Raw genomic sequence first — 374 nt, 5'->3', positions numbered from 1 at the left:
CGTTCGGCGTAGCTCCGTCACAGCTCTATGCGTGGCGCAAGCAGATGGCCGGCGGCGAGCTCGATGCCGACCAGGCGAATGGTGCAGCAGGTGCTCGCGCTCGACCCGCACACTGGCGCGATCTTCTGCTTCCGTGGACGCAAGGGCAATCCCGACGCGGCGATCGACATTTGCGGGGACTTCCCTATGAGGCTGCGGCGGTCATCCTGACACGCAGCTCGATCGACAGCAGCCTGCGCACATGGGGCCTCAAGCTCCGGGAGAGGGTTGGCTTCAAACGAGCTGCCGTGGCTGTGGTGCGTGTTTCAGAAATTCGCGGACACCGATTCCGCTAATTCGCGGACAGCGATTTCAGTAATTACGGGACAGTGATT

Annotated in this window: 1 pseudogene; it reads left to right on the top strand. The window is 62.0% G+C overall.

The features are described from left to right. Positions 1-335 (top strand): annotated as a pseudogene (locus tag AC0L3L_RS36495) (hypothetical protein); the annotation flags it as partial. Positions 336-374: the final 39 nt, after the last annotated feature.

Source organism: Mesorhizobium sp. WSM4849 (genome assembly GCF_055811385.1).
This window is presented reverse-complemented; position numbering and strand designations above follow the sequence as displayed.